This is a genomic window from Pseudomonas sp. RIT288 (assembly GCF_000631985.1).
Classification (GTDB): domain Bacteria; phylum Pseudomonadota; class Gammaproteobacteria; order Pseudomonadales; family Pseudomonadaceae; genus Aquipseudomonas.
This window is the reverse complement of the sequence record NZ_JFYN01000034.1, coordinates 382,171-398,270: the sequence shown is the minus strand read 5'-3', so window position 1 is coordinate 398,270 and position 16,100 is coordinate 382,171. Positions and strand designations below refer to the sequence as shown.

Below are 16,100 nucleotides of genomic sequence, written 5' to 3'. Positions count from 1 at the left end.
CGGTGCCTGAACTCTCTCGACCCGATCACGTCTGATGCAAGCAATTGCGCCCCAATGCACGTTACCGGGCGTCATCGCTCGCTACGTTTTCAGACTCCCTGTAAACTGCGCGGGTTTTTAACCCCCCCATTCCACCGGAGCCGTCCATGTCCCGCGTTACCCTGAGTCGCTATTTGATTGAGCAGACCCGCAGCAATAACACTCCTGCCGATCTGCGTTTCCTGATCGAAGTGGTGGCGCGTGCCTGCAAAGAGATCAGCCACGCCGTGTCCAAAGGCGCCCTGGGTGGTGTTCTGGGCAGCATGGGCACTGAAAACGTCCAAGGCGAAGTGCAGAAGAAGCTCGACGTCCTGTCGAACGAGATCCTTCTCGAAGCCAACGAATGGGGCGGTCACCTGGCCGGCATGGCGTCCGAAGAAATGGACAATGCCTACCAGATCCCGGGCAAATACCCGAAAGGCGCCTACCTGCTGGTGTTCGACCCACTGGACGGCTCGTCGAACATCGACATCAACGCCCCGGTCGGCACCATCTTCTCGGTACTGCGTTGCCCGAACGAATACCTGAGCCAGAACGAGCCGCTGAACGAAAAAGCCTTCCTGCAACCAGGCACCCAGCAGGTTGCTGCCGGTTACGCGATCTATGGCCCGCAAACCATGCTGGTACTGACTCTGGGCGACGGCGTCAAAGGCTTCACCCTGGACCGTGAAATGGGCAGCTTCGTACTGACCCACGAAGACATCACCATTCCTGAAACCACCCAGGAATTCGCGATCAACATGTCCAATCAGCGCCACTGGGAAGCCCCGGTACAACGCTACGTCAGCGAACTGCTGGCCGGCGAAGAAGGTCCGCTGAAGAAGAACTACAACATGCGTTGGGTCGCGGCGATGGTCGCCGACGTGCACCGCATCCTGACCCGTGGCGGTCTGTTCATGTACCCACGCGACAGCCGTGAGCCATCCAAGCCTGGCAAACTGCGTCTGATGTACGAAGCCAACCCGATGTCGTTCCTGGTGGAACAGGCCGGCGGCGCGTCCACCGATGGTCACCAGCGCATCCTCGACATCCAGCCGGAAGGCCTGCACCAGCGCGTAGCGGTGTTCCTCGGTTCGAAAGAAGAAGTCGCCCGCGCCACGGCCTACCATAAGGAATAAACCATGAACGCGCCCTGGCAGCCGTTGCTCGATTGGTGGTTCGGACACGCCGAATCACCGGACGAGATTGCGGCTGACAAGGGCAAGTTGTGGTTCGGCAAGAAAGACAGCCAAGACCTCGAAGCGCGTGAGCGTTTCGGGGTCTTTGTCGATCAGGCCCTGGCCGGCGAATTGACCGAGTGGACGCAACGTCCAGAAGGTTGGCTGGCGCTGGTGCTGCTGCTCGATCAACTGCCGCGAATGATTTTTCGCGACTCTCCCAAAGCATTTTCCGGTGATCTGCGCGCGCAGAAACTCGTCGCCCAAGGCATTGCAGCGGACTTCGATCGGCAACTGAAGCCGATTCAGCGGGTATTCATTTATCTGGTGTTCGAACACTGCGAAAACCTCGCGGTGCAGAACGAAGCCGTTTCGCGTTTTATCGATCTGGTGGCTGAACAGCCGGAAGCCGAGCGGGCGGTGTTTGCCGACAATCTGGACTATGCCGAGCGACATCGGAAGGTGATTGCGCGGTTTGGACGGTTTCCGCATCGCAATGCGGTGTTGGGGCGGGAGTCGACGGTTGATGAGCTGGCGTTTCTTTCTGAACCAGGTTCCAGGTTCTAAATCTGCATTGCGGCTGAATCCCTCTTCGCGAGCAGGCTCGCTCCCACTTTGAAATGCATTCCAATGTGGGAGCGAGCCTGCTCGCGAAGACGCCAGTCGCAGCGCCTTAGATCCTGAAGCTGCCCACCAACTGCTTCAACCGCGCCGCCTGCTGTTCCAGATCCGAGCACGCACGCAAGGTTGCCTGCAGGTTCTCCACACCCTCCTGGTTCAGTGTGTTTATCTCGTTGATGTCGACGTTGATCGACTCGACCACGGCAGTCTGCTCTTCGGTCGCGGTAGCCACCGACTGGTTCATGCCGTCGATCTCGCCGATGCGCTGGGTCACGCTGCCCAGGCGTTCGCCAGCCTGGTTGGCAATGCCGACGCTGCTTTCGCTCTCACGCTGGCTCTCGGTCATGATGCTCACCGCCTGACGCGCGCCCACCTGCAGTTCTTCGATCATCTTCTGCACCTGCTGCGCCGAATCCTGAGTGCGGTGGGCGAGGTTGCGCACCTCGTCAGCGACCACGGCGAAACCACGGCCAGCCTCACCGGCTCGGGCCGCTTCAATCGCAGCGTTGAGTGCCAGCAGGTTGGTCTGCTGCGAGATGCTGGTGATCACCTCCAGAATCTGCCCGATATTCACTGTGTTGCTGTTGAGGGTTTCGATGTTGCCGCAGGAGTCGCTGATTTTTGCCGACAACTGCTGCATGGCGTGAATGGTTTTATCCACAACCTGCTGGCCGTCGACCGCCAGGTTGCGCGCATCGCTGGAGTGCTGCGAGGCGAGGGCGGCGTTCTGGGCGATTTCCTGGGCTGCGGCGCCGAGCTGGTTGATCGCGGCGGCCACGCTGTTGGTGCGGCTGGCCTGCTGGTCGGAGTTGTACATCGACGAATTCGACGCGGCGACCACGCGCAGAGCGACTTCGTTGACCTGACCGGTGGCCGAGGACACTTCGCGGATCGAGGTGTGAATACGCTCGACGAAGCGGTTGAACGACAGGCCAAGGGCACCGAACTCGTCGTGGCCGTGGATCACCAGACGCTTGGTCAGGTCGCCTTCACCTTCGGCGATGTCGTGCATGGCGCGGCCCATGGTCAGCAGCGGTTGCATCAGCACGCGGATCAGCATGCCGAGCAGGGCGATGATGATTACCACGGCGATCACCATGGCGATCAGCGCCGAGGTGCGGAATTCACTGAGCATCGAGAACGCGGTGTCCTTGTCCAGCACCAGCGCCACGTACCAGTCAGCCGATGGCACGCCGTTGACGCGGGTGAAGGAGATCAGTTGGGTCTTGCCGTCGAACTCGACTTCTTTCAGTCCCGGGCTGACTTTCGGCGCACCGTTCGGATAGGCCTCGGCGAGGGTTTTCAGGACCAGTTTGCTGTCCGGGTGAATCAGGATCTTGCCATCGGCGCTGACGATGAACGCATGGCCGTGGCCACCAAAGTTGAGCGAGTTGATGATCGCGCTGACGCTGGTCAGGTCGATATCCGCGCCGGCCACACCGATCATTTGGCCCTGACGCTGCACCGGGGTGGCGACGGTGATTACCAGTTTGCCCGACGAAGCGGCGATGTAGGGTTCGGTGACGATGGTCTGTTGGGCGCTGTTGGCTGCCTTGTACCAGCCACGGGCGCGCGGGTCGTAGTCCGGCGCGCGATTGCCGGCGGGTACCGAGAACATCACGCCGTCAGCGCCGCCGAAGTAGCTGAGCTGGAAATTGCCGGTGTAGGCGGGCAGGTCAATGATGCGCTTGAGGCTGGCCGGGGCGCTGCCGTCGGCGGCGACCTGCTGCGACAGCGATTGCAACAACTGGATGCGGCTTTCCAGCCAGGTCTGGATGTTGCTGGTGGTCAGGCTGCCCAGCTCCTGCATCGAGGCTTCGGTGCTGCTGCTCAGGGCTTCGCGTTGTCGATAGTCGTTGAACAAAATGAAACAGGCGAACGCAACGGCCACCACGAGGGCGGCAGCCAACAAGATCTTGTGGCTGAATTTCATGTTTCTGGTCATCGAATGAACTACCGCGAAGGGGCTGGTCGAGAAAGGGCGGCAATTTGCCACACTCGGGGGCTTTGCGCTGCTCTTATTTCGACCGCCGCGCGCCAAAGATTAGACGTCTTTGATGAAATGCGACGAAATGCTCAATGGCCGCAGAAAGTGTCTGATTTACCGGTAAATGCCAGACGAGCGGAGCGATAAATAGCCATTTCTGAAGGGAACCAGATGAGGGTTTTCTCTTCTAAGCTTCTGGTTGGCACCCTGCCATCCCCCTTCCGCTCCAGGAGTTACTTCATGTCGCTGCGATCTATCGCCGTCCTGACTTTTTGCGTGCTGTTGGCCGCGTGCAGCAAGGTCAATCAGGAAAACTATTCCAAGCTTTCGGCCGGCATGGCCAAGGCCGAAGTTGAGACCCTGCTCGGCAAACCCACCGACTGTTCGGGCGCGCTCGGCATGTCCAGTTGCACCTGGGGCGACAAAAACAGCTTTATCAGCGTGCAGTACGCCGGTGACAAAGTGCTGATGTTTTCCGGCCAAGGCCTGAAGTAAACCGGGGCTACGCGCCCACGGGAGAAAAATAATGAAGCGGTTATTGTTCGTCCTTTTTGCCGGCCTGGTACTGGCCGGCTGCGCCACCCACGGTGAAGATCCGCTGGCGCCCAAGACGGCTCACAGTGTCAACCTCAAGCGTTATCAGGGCACCTGGTATGAACTGGCGCGCCTGCCGATGTACTTCCAGCGCAACTGCGCGCAGTCCGAAGCCCATTACTCGCTCAGACCGGACGGCGATGTCGATGTGCTCAATCGCTGCCTGACCGCCGACTGGCAATGGGAAGAAGCCAAAGGCAAGGCTTATCCACAGGTGCCGGGCAAGACCGACAAGTTGTGGGTCGAATTCGATACCTGGTTCTCGCGCTTGATTCCGGGTGTGGCGAAAGGCGAATACTGGGTGTTGTACGTCAGCGACGACTACAAGACCGCCATCGTCGGCGATCCGAGTCGCAAGTACATGTGGTTGTTGTCCCGCACGCCGACTGTCAACGGTGTGGTGCGTGAAGAGCTTTTGAGCAAGGCGCGGCAGCAGGGCTACGACACCACGCGACTGATCTGGCGGGCGTCGGATCGGCAGATGGCCAAGACTTCGAATTAACAGCGAAAAGATCGCAGCCTTCGGCAGCTCCTACAGGAACCATCTCATTTCCATGTAGGAGAGCTGCCGCAGGCTGCGATCTTTTGCTTTTCTTAGCCTAAAAGTTCGCGCAGAACCTGGGTGAAGGCGCGTGCGCTTTCCTCTTCGCCCGCGTGCCGCCCATCACGTACCACCCACTGGCCATTGACCAACACGTCGCGCACCTGACGATCGCCGCCGGCAAACAGCCAGCGATTCAGAATCCCGTCACCACTGGCCGTCGCCAGATACGGATCATCGCCATCGAGCACGACCCAGTCCGCACGCTTGCCGACTTCCAGCGCACCAATCGGCTGTCCCAAAGCCTGGGCGCCGCCGTCCAGCGCTGCGTCATACAACGTGCGTCCGACCATCGGCTGATCCGCGCCATACAAACGGTTACGCCGCTGATCGCGTAGACGCTGGCCGTATTCCAGCCAGCGCAATTCCTCGACCACGCTGAGCGACACGTGGCTGTCGGAACCGATGCCCATGCGTCCGCCTTGAGTGAGGAAATCCACCGCCGGGAAAACCCCGTCGCCCAGATTCGCTTCAGTGGTCAAGCACAGCCCGGCGATGGCCCGACTTCTGGCCATCAGCGTGACTTCTTCCGGGTTGGCGTGGGTCGCGTGAACCAGGCACCAGCGCTGATCGACCTCGGTGTTTTCGTAGAGCCATTGCAGCGGACGGCGACCGCTCCAGCTCAAGCAGTCATCGACTTCCTTCTGTTGTTCGGCGATGTGAATGTGCACCGGGCACTGCTTGTCGCTGGCGGCCAGCACTTCGCTGATCTGCTGCGGGGTGACCGCGCGCAACGAGTGGAAGCACAGACCCAGCGATTGCGCTTTTTGCTGAGCCAGCAACGGCTGCAAGCGCGATTGCAGATTCAGGTAATTTTCGCTGCTGTTGATAAAGCGGCGCTGCCCATCATTGGGCGTTTGGCCGCCGAATCCGGAATGGCTGTAAAGCACCGGCAACAGGGTCAGACCGATGCCGCTTTCGCTCGCTGCCTGACTGATGCGCAGTGCCAGTTCGGCCGGATCGGCATACGGCTGACCGTTGTTGTCGTGGTGCACGTAGTGGAATTCAGCCACCGAGGTGTAACCGGCCTTGAGCATTTCGATGTACAGCTGACGGGCGATGACGCCGAGTTGCTCGGGGCTGATTTTTCCGACGAGGCGATACATCAGGTCACGCCAGGTCCAGAAACTGTCGTTGGGATTACCGGCCACTTCGGCCAGTCCCGCCATCGCGCGCTGGAAGGCGTGGGAGTGCAGATTGGGCATGCCCGGCAGCAGCGGACCGCTCAGCCGCTCGGCGTCGTCTGCGGTGGAATCGGCCAGGATTTGGGTCAGCACGCCATCGGCGCTGACCTCAAGACGTACATTGTTGGCCCATCCGTTAGGCAGCAGCGCGCGTTCGGCAAAGAAAGCGGACATGGTTCAGCACCCCATCGTGTGTTATTTGTATATACATATACAGACGTTTGCCTGCCCGGTAAACTCCGGCAAGCTAGCAACCTTCATCCAATGAACAGGGATCAACCGTGCCGACTCCGCCCCCAGTCTCCCCGTTGGCCGCGAACCTGGGCGACAGTCCGGCGCCCTTGTACGCCCGCGTCAAACAGATGATCACCCAGCAGATCGACAGCGGTAACTGGCCACCGCACTACCGCGTGCCATCGGAAAGCGAGCTGGTCAGCCAGCTCGGTTTCAGCCGCATGACCATCAACCGTGCGCTGCGCGAAATGACTGCCGACGGCCTGTTGGTGCGCATGCAAGGTGTGGGTACGTTTGTCGCCGAACCGAAGAGCCAGTCCGCGCTGTTCGAAGTGCACAACATCGCCGACGAAATCGCCTCCCGCGGCCATCGCCACACCTGCCAGGTGATCACCCTCGAAGAAGAGGCTGCCGGCTCCGAGCGCGCGCTGGCGCTGGACATGCGCGAAGGGCAGAAGGTTTTCCACTCGCTGATCGTGCATTACGAAAACGACATTCCTGTGCAAATCGAAGACCGTTTCGTCAACGCGCTGGTCGCCCCGGAATACCTCAAGCAGGACTTTACCCTGCAGACCCCATACGCCTATCTCAACCAAGTGGCGCCGCTGACCGAAGGCGAGCACGTCGTCGAGGCGATCCTCGCGGAGCCGTCCGAGTGCAAGCTGCTGCAGATCGAAAAAGGTGAGCCTTGCCTGTTGATCCGCCGCCGCACGTGGTCGGGTCGTCAGCCGGTGACTGCTGCGCGCCTGATTCATCCCGGTTCCCGTCATCGTCTGGAAGGACGCTTTCATAAATGAGCAGTGAAGTGAAAGTTTTACGCGCCGAAGGCTACCCGCGCATGCCGTGGAAAAACGGCGGCGGCAGCACCGAAGAAATCACCCGTGATGCGGGTGCCGGCCTCGATGGTTTCGGCTGGCGGCTGTCGATTGCCGACATTGCCGAGTCCGGTGGATTCTCGACTTTTGCCGGTTACCAGCGGGTAATTACGGTGCTGCAGGGCGATGGCATGACCCTGTGCGTTGATGGCGATGACACGCCTCCACTGTTACCGCTGGACCCGTTTGCGTTCAGCGGCGAAAGCCAAGTGTCCTGCACCTTGCTCGGTGGCGCGATCCGCGACTTCAACCTGATCTACGCGCCGCAGCGTTACAGCGCGCGGTTGCAGTGGCTGGACGGCGAGCAGCGGTTCTTCAGCTCGGCATCGACGGTGCTGGTGTTCAGTGTCAGTGAGTCTCTGCAAGTGCGGGTCGGTGACAGCACTGCGCAACTGGGCCGACATGATTGCCTGCAGCTGGACGGTAACACCGGTCTGGTTGAAGTCGCGGTCAATGCCGCGTGCTGCGTGATCGAGCTGACTGCGCGCTGATCCTTCTGCTCATATAAAACACATTGTGGCGAGGGAGCTTGCTCCCGCTGGGCTGCGAAGCGGCCCCATTTCGGTAAATGCCGGAATGGGAGTCCTTCGGCCTCCAGCGGGAGCAAGCTCCCTCGCCACAATTGCATTCATACAGGCCGTTTCCCTCGGCGCACCAACTTGTTACCGAACGCCCCAGCGTGGCGCAAAACCACGCTTTCGTAACAACCGCACACTTCCCCCAAACACCCCTGCGAAAAATTTCATCCACGCCGCAACCCTTGGCTCAGGCGCTTTGCAGCCCTGTTCGCGATTTTTCTTGTACAGCTCTTCAGCAAGTTGGCCGCTTGATTGCATATGCTTGTATGTACAAGTAAAGACGTATGCGTATGAGTCCGCAGCGTCCACTGATTCGCTTGTCGCGCATTGAGGCGCACAGGCTGCTTGCCCACTGCCAGGGTTGGTTTGAATTGATCGCTGAGGAGTCTTTTTCGTGACTGACAATAAGCCTACAAAGTTTCGCAACGTCGAGATCCGCGCTGCACGCGGCAACAAGCTGACCGCCAAGAGCTGGCTGACCGAAGCGCCGCTGCGCATGCTGATGAACAACCTCGATCCGGAAGTGGCCGAGAACCCGAAAGAGCTGGTGGTCTACGGTGGCATCGGTCGCGCGGCGCGTAACTGGGAGTGCTACGACAAGATCGTCGAGAGCCTGACCCACCTCAACGACGACGAAACCCTGCTGGTGCAATCGGGCAAACCGGTCGGCGTGTTCAAGACTCACAGCAATGCCCCGCGCGTACTGATCGCCAACTCCAACCTGGTGCCGCACTGGGCGAGCTGGGAGCACTTCAACGAACTCGACGCCAAAGGCCTGGCCATGTACGGCCAGATGACCGCCGGCAGCTGGATCTACATCGGCAGCCAGGGCATCGTCCAGGGCACCTACGAAACCTTCGTTGAAGCCGGTCGCCAGCACTACAACGACAACCTCAAGGGCAAGTGGGTGCTGACCGCCGGTCTCGGCGGCATGGGCGGCGCTCAGCCACTGGCAGCCACCCTGGCCGGTGCCTGCTCGCTGAACATCGAATGCCAGCAGGTGAGCATCGATTTCCGCCTGAAAAGCCGCTACGTCGACGAGCAAGCCAAAGACCTCGACGACGCCTTGGCACGCATCGCCAAATACACCGCTGAAGGCAAAGCGATCTCCATCGCCCTGCTGGGTAACGCGGCAGAAATCCTGCCGGAACTGGTCAAGCGCGGCGTGCGCCCGGACATGGTCACCGACCAGACCAGCGCCCACGACCCACTCAACGGCTACCTGCCGGCGGGCTGGACCTGGGACGAGTACCGCGCCCGCGCCAAGACCGAGCCGGCCGCTGTGATCAAAGCCGCCAAGCAGTCGATGGCCGTCCACGTCAAAGCCATGCTGGACTTCCAGAAGCAAGGCATTCCGACCTTCGACTACGGCAACAACATCCGTCAGATGGCGCAAGAAGAGGGCGTGGAAAACGCGTTCGACTTCCCAGGCTTCGTCCCGGCCTACATCCGCCCACTGTTCTGCCGTGGCATCGGCCCGTTCCGCTGGGCGGCGCTGTCGGGTGATCCGCAGGACATCTACAAGACCGACGCCAAAGTCAAAGAGCTGATCCCGGACGACGCGCACCTGCACAACTGGCTGGACATGGCCCGCGAGCGCATCAGCTTCCAGGGTTTGCCGGCGCGTATCTGCTGGGTCGGTCTGGGCCTGCGCGCCAAGCTCGGTCTGGCGTTCAACGAAATGGTGCGCAGCGGCGAGCTGTCGGCACCGATCGTGATCGGTCGCGACCACCTCGACTCCGGCTCCGTTGCCAGCCCGAACCGCGAAACCGAATCGATGCAGGACGGTTCCGACGCCGTGTCCGACTGGCCACTGCTCAACGCCCTGCTGAATACCGCGAGCGGCGCGACCTGGGTTTCCCTGCACCACGGCGGTGGCGTGGGCATGGGCTTCTCGCAGCACTCGGGCATGGTGATTGTCTGCGACGGTACTGACGAAGCGGCCGAACGTATTGCGCGTGTGCTGCACAACGACCCGGCCACTGGCGTCATGCGTCACGCCGATGCCGGTTACCAGATCGCCATCGACTGCGCGAAGGAGCAGGGGCTGAACCTGCCGATGATTACCGGCAAGTAAGCGCACAACCTTGTGGGAGCGAGCCTGCTCGCGAATGCGGTCTGTCAGCCACCACACATGTTGAATGTGCTGACGCCTTCGCGAGCAGGCTCGCTCCCACACTAGTGCGCAAGACGCTCAGTGAACTCGAATAACAATCCACAGAGGTTGAATCATGGCTGTAACCCCCGATCGTGAAGGCAGTAAACCGTTGATCGAAAGGCGTTCGATCGACTACATCCCGGAAGCGGAAAGACACGGTCGTCTGTTGAGCCAGTTCACCCTGTGGATGGGGGCGAATCTGCAAATCACCGCGATTGTCACCGGGGCCCTGGCCGTGGTGCTGGGCGGTGATGTGTTCTGGTCGTTGATGGGTCTGTTGATCGGTCAACTGCTGGGCGGCGGTGTGATGGCGCTGCATGCGGCGCAAGGGCCGAAACTGGGCCTGCCGCAGATGATTTCCAGCCGCGTGCAATTCGGCGTCTACGGCGCGGCGATCCCGATCGTGCTGGTGTGCCTGATGTACCTGGGTTTCACTGCCACCGGTACGGTGCTTTCCGGCCAGGCGCTGGGCCAGTTGTTTGGCGTCAGCGACACCGTCGGTATCCTGCTGTTCGCCAGTGTCATCGTGGTGGTCACGGTGCTCGGTTATCGGGTGATCCACTGGATTGGCCGGGTTGCCAGCGTGATCGGCGTGATTGCCTTTGTTTACCTGTTCAGCCGTCTGCTGAGTCAGGAGGATGTTGGCGCACTCCTGCAAATTCGCCACTTCAGCTGGAGCAGTTTTCTGCTGGCGGTGTCGCTCGCAGCGTCCTGGCAGATCGCGTTCGGCCCGTATGTGGCTGACTATTCGCGTTACCTGCCGAGCAAGATTTCCTCGGTGAAAACCTTCTTTGCCGCTGGCGCAGGTTCGGTCATCGGTGCACAGGTGGCGATGGTCCTTGGCGTGTTCGCGGCAGCTTCGGCCAACGGTCAATTTGCCGGGCACGAAGTGGCCTACATCGTCGGTCTGGGCGGCACCGGTGCCACTGCGGCGCTGCTGTACTTCAGCATCGCGTTCGGCAAGGTGACCATCTCGACGCTGAACTCCTACGGCAGCTTCATGTGCATCGCGACCATCATCAGTGGTTTCAAAGGCCACCTGACCGTTACGCGCATGCAGCGTCTGGTGTTCGTGCTGGTGATTGTCGGCGCGGCAACCCTGATCGCCTTGCTCGGTCAGCACTCGTTCCTCGGTGCGTTCAAGTCGTTCATCCTGTTCCTGCTGGCGTTCTTCACGCCATGGAGCGCGATCAACCTGGTCGACTACTACTGCATCACTCGCGAGCGTTACGACGTGCCGGCGCTGGGCGATCCGAACGGTCGCTACGGTCGCTGGAACCTGCTCGGGATCAGCGTCTATGTGTTCGGCGTGCTGGTGCAGCTGCCGTTCATCTCCACCAAGTTCTACACCGGCCCGCTGGTGGCTGCCCTCGGTGATGTGGATATCTCCTGGATCATCGGTCTGGTGCTGCCTGCCGCGCTGTATTACCTGTGCGCGAAGAAATGGCACGGCTCGGTGCCTGATCAACTGATTCTGCCGGTCGAGCAGAACAGCGTTGTACCCCCTGAAAAAAGTGGGGCCGGTCGCGCTGCGGCGCAGGCCTGATTGGACGTGGACAGGGCTGGATGCCTCTTGACTGCCGTAAGCCAATTCATGATTAGGAGCGTCGCAACAATGAAATCGAACAAGACCCTGCTGACCACACTGCTGTCCATGGGCCTGCTGGCCAGTGCCGGCGCCACTCAGGCTGCCGGCTGGTGCGAATCCGGCAAACCGGTGAAATTCGCCGGCCTGAACTGGGAAAGCGGCATGCTGCTGACCGACGTGCTGCAAGTGGTGCTGGAGAAAGGTTACGACTGCAAGACCGACAGCCTGCCGGGCAATTCCATCACCATGGAGAACGCCCTGAGCAGCAACGACATTCAAGTGTTCGCCGAAGAATGGGTCGGCCGCAGTGAGGTCTGGAACAAGGCCGAGAAGGCCGGCAAAGTCGTCGGTGTCGGCGCCCCGATCGTCGGCGCTATCGAAGGCTGGTACGTGCCGCGCTACGTGATTGAAGGCGACACCAAACGCAAGATCGAGGCAAAAGCCCCGGACCTGAAAAACATCGCCGACCTGGGCAAGTACGCGGCTATTTTCAAAGACGCCGAAGAGCCGTCCAAGGGCCGTTTCTACAACTGCCCGGCGGGCTGGACCTGCGAGCTGGACAACAGCGAAATGCTCAAGAGCTACGGCCTGGAAAACAGCTACACCAACTTCCGTCCGGGCACCGGCCCGGCGCTGGATGCGGCGGTGTTGTCGAGCTACAAGCGTGGCGAGCCGATCCTGTTCTACTACTGGTCGCCAACCCCGCTGATGGGCCAGATCGACGCGGTCAAACTCGAAGAGAAACCGGGCGTCGACAAGAGCGTGAGCATCAAGGTCGGCCTGTCGAAAACCTTCCACGAGCAGGCGCCAGAACTGGTGGCCGTGCTGGAAAAGGTCAATCTGCCGATCGACCTGCTGAACCAGAACCTGGGCCGCATGGCGAAGGAACGTATCGAGTCGCCGAAGCTGGCGAAAATCTTCCTCAAGGAACATCCTGAAGTCTGGCATGCGTGGGTCAGTGAAGACGCTGCCAAGAAAATCGACGCGGCGCTGTAGGTCGATACCTCCCGGTCAACCGTGAGGCTGGCCGGGAGATATGCCGTAAATCGCTTGATTGAGATTTCTGATTGAGAGCCGCTTATGTTTCCCGAAAGCTTTACCTTTTCCATCGCCGACTGGGTCAACGGTTGGGTCGATTCGCTGGTCACCAACTACGGTGATGTGTTCCGCCACATCTCGGACACTCTGCTGTGGGCCATCGTCAACCTCGAAGGCCTGCTGCGTGCGGCGCCGTGGTGGTTGATGCTGGCGATCGTCGGCGTCGTCGCCTGGCACGCCACGCGCAAAGTGCTGACCACCGCCGTCATCGTCGGTCTGCTGTTCCTCGTCGGTGCTGTCGGCCTGTGGGACAAACTCATGCAGACCCTGGCGCTGATGATGGTCGCGACGATTATTTCGGTGCTGATCGGCATTCCGCTGGGCATCCTCTCGGCGCGCAGCAATCGCCTGCGTTCGGTGCTGATGCCGTTGCTCGACATCATGCAGACCATGCCAAGTTTCGTGTACCTGATTCCGGTGCTGATGCTGTTCGGCCTGGGCAAGGTCCCGGCGATTTTCGCCACGGTGATCTACGCCGCGCCGCCGCTGATTCGCCTGACCGATCTGGGCATCCGCCAGGTCGACGGGGAAGTGATGGAAGCGATCAACGCTTTCGGTGCCAACCGCTGGCAGCAACTGTTCGGCGTGCAACTGCCGCTGGCTCTGCCAAGCATCATGGCCGGGATCAACCAGACCACCATGATGGCCCTGTCGATGGTGGTGATCGCCTCGATGATCGGCGCCCGTGGCCTGGGTGAAGACGTGCTGGTGGGGATTCAGACCCTCAACGTCGGACGCGGCCTCGAAGCCGGTCTGGCGATCGTGATTCTCGCAGTGGTCATCGACCGCATTACTCAGGCGTACGGTCGGCCACGGCATGAGGTGAGCAAATGAACAACGCAACCGTGAGCAAGATCGAAGTCAAAAACGTCTTCAAGATTTTCGGCAACCGCGCCAAGGATGCACTGGCGATGGTCGGCCAGGGCAAGACCAAGGATCAGGTGTTGAACGAAACCGGTTGCGTGGTCGGGGTCAACGACCTGTCGCTGAGCATCGGCACTGGCGAGATCTTCGTGATCATGGGCCTGTCCGGCTCGGGCAAGTCGACCCTGGTGCGCCACTTCAACCGCTTGATCGACCCCACCAGCGGCGCGATCCTGGTCGACGGCGTGGACATCCTGCAATACGACATGGAAGCGTTGCGCGAATTTCGTCGGCACAAGATCAGCATGGTGTTCCAGAGCTTCGGCCTGCTGCCGCACAAGACCGTGATCGAGAACGTCGCCTACGGCCTGAAAGTGCGCGGCGAGAGCAAGCAACTGTGCGCCGAGCGCGCGTTGCACTGGATCAATACCGTGGGCCTCAAAGGCTACGAAAACAAATACCCGCACCAGCTCTCCGGCGGCATGCGTCAGCGCGTGGGTCTGGCCCGCGCCTTGGCGGCGGACACCGACATCATCCTGATGGACGAAGCTTTCAGTGCGCTGGATCCGCTGATCCGCGCCGAGATGCAGGACCAGTTGCTGGAACTGCAAAAGACCCTGCACAAGACCATCGTGTTCATCACCCACGACCTCGACGAGGCCGTGCGCATCGGCAACCGCATTGCGATCCTCAAGGACGGCCGCCTGATCCAGGTCGGCACCCCGAGAGAGATCCTGCATTCGCCGGCGGATGAGTATGTCGACCGGTTCGTGCAGCGGCGGGCGGCAGTGGTTTAGGTAGATCTGTGTTGGCTGGGCTGGCCTCTTCGCGAGCAGGCTCGCTCCCACAGGAGGTACGCATTCCAAATGTGGGAGCGAGCCTGCTCGCGAAGGCGTCGGTAAAGCTGCATCAATGTTTGGATGAGGTTAAAGATGTCCCAGGCTGAAAAAATCATCATCACCGCCAGCCCCCTGCGTTGGCAGGACGTGGTCGCCGTCGCCCGTCACGGCGCCACTTTGGAGCTGTCGAGCGAGACCTGGGCGCGCATCGAAAACGCTCAGGGCATCGTCCAGCGCATCGTCGAAAGCGGCGAGCGTGCCTATGGCGTCAACACCGGTCTGGGTGGCCTGTCCAACGTCTCGCTGAAGGACGAACAACTCAGCCAGCTCTCGCGCAATACCTTGCTCAGTCACGCCTGCGGCGTCGGCCCGGTGCTGCCTGATGAGCAAACCCGCGCGATCATCTGCGCCGCGATCCACAACTTCAGCCACGGCAAATCCGGCATTCATCGCCGGGTGGTCGAAGCGCTGCTGGCGCTGCTCAATCGCGGCATCACCCCGCAAGTGCCATCGCAAGGCTCGGTGGGTTACCTGACGCACATGGCGCACATCGGCATCGCGCTGCTGGGCGTGGGCAATGTCAGCTATCGCGGGCAAATCACCTCGGCGCAACAGGCGCTGGCCGAAGAAGGCCTGCAACCGGTGCAACTCGGCGCGAAGGACGGTTTGTGTCTGGTCAACGGCACGCCGTGCATGACCGGCCTCAGCTGCCTGGCGATTGCCGACGCGACGCGGCTGGTGCAATGGGCCGACGTGATTGGCGCCATGAGCTTCGAAGCGCAGCGTGGGCAGATCGCCGCGTTCGACGCCGAGATCATCGCGCTCAAGCCGCACCCCGGCATGCAACAGGTCGGTAGCAACCTGCGCGCCTTGCTCGATGGCAGTGAAGTGATCGCGACCAGCAAAGGCATTCGCACTCAGGATGCGCTGAGCATCCGTTCGATCCCGCAGGTGCACGGTGCGGCGCGCGATCAACTGGAACATGCGATCAAACAGGTCGAAGCCGAGCTCAACGGCTGCACCGATAACCCGTTGCTGTTGGGCACGCCGGAGAATTTCCGGGTGATGTCGCAGGCCAACCCGCACGGTCAGTCGGTGGCGATGGCGGCGGATCTGCTGGCAATTGCCATGGCCGAAATCGGCTCGATTGCCGAACGCCGCCTCGATCGTCTGGTCAACCCGCACGTCAGCGGTCTGCCGGCGTTTCTGGTGGCCAATCCGGGAGTGAACTCCGGGATGATGATCGTGCAATACGTCGCCGCTTCGCTGTGTGCCGAGAATCGCCAGCTGGCGCAACCGGCAGTGCTCGACAACTACGTCACCTCGGGCCTGCAGGAAGACCACCTGAGCATGGGCACCAGCGCCGCGCTGAAGCTGCACCGCGCCCTTGAAAACTGCAAGCAGATCCTCGCCATCGAATACCTGCTGGCGGCGCAGGCCTTTGAATTCCTCAAGGAGCAGCGTTTTGGTGCGGGCACTGACCGGGCGTGGCGCCTGCTGCGTGAAACCGTCCCGGCCTACGATCAGGATCGCTGGCTGGCGCCGGATATCGCCGCCGCCGCAGGCGTTCTGAAAAACCCGAATGCGCTGCACAACGTATTACCGAATCTGCACTGACAACTACCCATACCAGCGTGCCAAGGCGCGGATCGCTCAGAAGGCGAGAGGCGACGGATAACGGAA

14 protein-coding genes and 1 pseudogene are annotated in these 16,100 nt (G+C 60.9%); 12 read left to right on the top strand and 3 right to left on the bottom strand.

Translation table 11 applies throughout. The features are described 5' to 3' along the window. Positions 1-146: 146 nt before the first annotated feature. Together BW33_RS20530 and BW33_RS20525 are read left to right on the top strand one after the other, a co-directional pair. On the top strand, positions 147-1,157 hold the full coding sequence (locus BW33_RS20530; RefSeq protein WP_007961744.1) for a class 1 fructose-bisphosphatase: 1,011 nt from the start codon (positions 147-149) through the stop codon (positions 1,155-1,157). Between the two features lie 3 nt (positions 1,158-1,160). After that, positions 1,161-1,763 (top strand): DUF924 family protein, encoded by a 603-nt coding sequence (locus BW33_RS20525; protein ID WP_047600872.1) that lies wholly within the window; start codon positions 1,161-1,163, stop codon positions 1,761-1,763. 106 nt (positions 1,764-1,869) lie between these two features. Here the strand turns inward: BW33_RS20525 and BW33_RS30575 are convergent, their stop codons facing one another. Beyond that, entirely contained in the window at positions 1,870-2,634 is a 765-nt protein-coding gene (locus BW33_RS30575; protein WP_373557751.1) for a methyl-accepting chemotaxis protein, read from the bottom strand. 93 nt (positions 2,635-2,727) lie between these two features. Beyond that, a pseudogene (locus tag BW33_RS30570) lies at positions 2,728-3,750 on the bottom strand (cache domain-containing sensor histidine kinase); the annotation flags it as partial. A gap of 294 nt (positions 3,751-4,044) precedes the next feature. On the opposite strand from BW33_RS30570, the gene BW33_RS20515 reads away from it, so the two are divergent. Together BW33_RS20515 and BW33_RS20510 are read left to right on the top strand one after the other, a co-directional pair. Further along, positions 4,045-4,299: a lipoprotein gene (locus BW33_RS20515; protein WP_047600870.1), complete on the top strand. Its 255-nt coding sequence runs from the start codon at positions 4,045-4,047 to the stop codon at positions 4,297-4,299. Between the two features lie 31 nt (positions 4,300-4,330). Further along, entirely contained in the window at positions 4,331-4,900 is a 570-nt protein-coding gene (locus BW33_RS20510; protein WP_047600868.1) for a lipocalin family protein, read from the top strand. Between the two features lie 92 nt (positions 4,901-4,992). On the opposite strand, the gene BW33_RS20505 is transcribed toward BW33_RS20510, so the two are convergent. Beyond that, on the bottom strand, positions 4,993-6,357 hold the full coding sequence (locus tag BW33_RS20505; protein ID WP_047600867.1) for a formimidoylglutamate deiminase: 1,365 nt from the start codon (positions 6,355-6,357) through the stop codon (positions 4,993-4,995). Positions 6,358-6,545: 188 nt separating this feature from the next. On the opposite strand from BW33_RS20505, the gene hutC reads away from it, so the two are divergent. The 8 genes from hutC to hutH all read left to right on the top strand — a co-directional run bounded on the left by hutC (position 6,546) and on the right by hutH (position 16,034). Continuing rightward, positions 6,546-7,214 carry a histidine utilization repressor gene (gene hutC / locus BW33_RS20500; RefSeq protein WP_230679353.1) on the top strand — a complete coding sequence of 223 codons (669 nt, stop codon included), beginning with the start codon at positions 6,546-6,548 and terminating at the stop codon, positions 7,212-7,214. Beyond that, complete coding sequence (locus BW33_RS20495) at positions 7,211-7,783, top strand: HutD/Ves family protein (RefSeq protein ID WP_047600865.1); 573 nt, start codon at positions 7,211-7,213, stop codon at positions 7,781-7,783. The genes hutC and BW33_RS20495 overlap by 4 nt, the downstream gene beginning before the upstream one ends. Before the next feature lie 481 nt (positions 7,784-8,264). Continuing rightward, positions 8,265-9,947 (top strand): urocanate hydratase, encoded by a 1,683-nt coding sequence (gene hutU / locus BW33_RS20490; protein WP_047600863.1) that lies wholly within the window; start codon positions 8,265-8,267, stop codon positions 9,945-9,947. Positions 9,948-10,101: 154 nt separating this feature from the next. Then, the gene (locus BW33_RS20485; RefSeq protein WP_047600861.1) at positions 10,102-11,574 is read left to right on the top strand and encodes a purine-cytosine permease family protein; all 1,473 of its coding nucleotides are present in this window, start codon (positions 10,102-10,104) and stop codon (positions 11,572-11,574) included. A 69-nt stretch (positions 11,575-11,643) separates the two neighbouring features. Further along, on the top strand, positions 11,644-12,612 hold the full coding sequence (locus BW33_RS20480; RefSeq protein WP_047600859.1) for an ABC transporter substrate-binding protein: 969 nt from the start codon (positions 11,644-11,646) through the stop codon (positions 12,610-12,612). Positions 12,613-12,696: 84 nt separating this feature from the next. After that, entirely contained in the window at positions 12,697-13,548 is an 852-nt protein-coding gene (locus BW33_RS20475; protein ID WP_027611284.1) for an ABC transporter permease, read from the top strand. Next, the gene (locus BW33_RS20470) at positions 13,545-14,375 is read left to right on the top strand and encodes a quaternary amine ABC transporter ATP-binding protein (protein ID WP_047601084.1); all 831 of its coding nucleotides are present in this window, start codon (positions 13,545-13,547) and stop codon (positions 14,373-14,375) included. The genes BW33_RS20475 and BW33_RS20470 overlap by 4 nt, the downstream gene beginning before the upstream one ends. Positions 14,376-14,510: 135 nt before the next feature. After that, positions 14,511-16,034: a histidine ammonia-lyase gene (gene hutH / locus BW33_RS20465; protein ID WP_047600858.1), complete on the top strand. Its 1,524-nt coding sequence runs from the start codon at positions 14,511-14,513 to the stop codon at positions 16,032-16,034. Positions 16,035-16,100 lie beyond the last annotated feature (66 nt).

Coding starts and splice junctions, on each gene's coding strand:
- BW33_RS20530 (WP_007961744.1), top strand. CDS start 147: ATGTCCCGCGTTACCCTGAGTCGCTATTTGATTGAGCAGACCCGCAGC.
- BW33_RS20525 (WP_047600872.1), top strand. CDS start 1,161: ATGAACGCGCCCTGGCAGCCGTTGCTCGATTGGTGGTTCGGACACGCC.
- BW33_RS30575 (WP_373557751.1), bottom strand. CDS start 2,634: ATGTACAACTCCGACCAGCAGGCCAGCCGCACCAACAGCGTGGCCGCC.
- BW33_RS20515 (WP_047600870.1), top strand. CDS start 4,045: ATGTCGCTGCGATCTATCGCCGTCCTGACTTTTTGCGTGCTGTTGGCC.
- BW33_RS20510 (WP_047600868.1), top strand. CDS start 4,331: ATGAAGCGGTTATTGTTCGTCCTTTTTGCCGGCCTGGTACTGGCCGGC.
- BW33_RS20505 (WP_047600867.1), bottom strand. CDS start 6,357: ATGTCCGCTTTCTTTGCCGAACGCGCGCTGCTGCCTAACGGATGGGCC.
- hutC (WP_230679353.1), top strand. CDS start 6,546: ATGATCACCCAGCAGATCGACAGCGGTAACTGGCCACCGCACTACCGC.
- BW33_RS20495 (WP_047600865.1), top strand. CDS start 7,211: ATGAGCAGTGAAGTGAAAGTTTTACGCGCCGAAGGCTACCCGCGCATG.
- BW33_RS20485 (WP_047600861.1), top strand. CDS start 10,102: ATGGCTGTAACCCCCGATCGTGAAGGCAGTAAACCGTTGATCGAAAGG.
- BW33_RS20480 (WP_047600859.1), top strand. CDS start 11,644: ATGAAATCGAACAAGACCCTGCTGACCACACTGCTGTCCATGGGCCTG.
- BW33_RS20475 (WP_027611284.1), top strand. CDS start 12,697: ATGTTTCCCGAAAGCTTTACCTTTTCCATCGCCGACTGGGTCAACGGT.
- BW33_RS20470 (WP_047601084.1), top strand. CDS start 13,545: ATGAACAACGCAACCGTGAGCAAGATCGAAGTCAAAAACGTCTTCAAG.
- hutH (WP_047600858.1), top strand. CDS start 14,511: ATGTCCCAGGCTGAAAAAATCATCATCACCGCCAGCCCCCTGCGTTGG.